The organism is Gilvimarinus sp. 1_MG-2023 (assembly GCF_030548285.1).
On the sequence record NZ_JAUOSC010000990.1, the window covers coordinates 1 to 273 of the forward strand.

At 57.5% G+C, this 273-nt stretch carries 1 pseudogene; it reads right to left on the minus strand.

The features are described 5' to 3' along the window. Positions 1-273, minus strand: a pseudogene (locus Q4563_RS19850) (anthranilate synthase component I); the annotation flags it as partial.

The window sequence follows — 273 nt, forward strand, 5'->3', positions numbered from 1 at the left end:
GCTGTTGCGGATCGGCCAGCACGATCAGATGCAAGGTGCCACTGAGGTTGTCGAACACCACCACTTCTTCGGACACCATCAGCAGGATATCCGGGGTATTCAGCTCATCAGCGGGGCAGCCTTTTTCCAGCCGGGGTTCGATATAGCGCACGGTATCGTAACCAAAGTAGCCGACCAGCCCGCCCTGAAAACGCGGCAAGCCGGGCAAGTCCGGGACTTTGTAGCTTTGCTGTAACTCGCTGATGTATTGCAGCGGGTCACGCACTTCCAGCT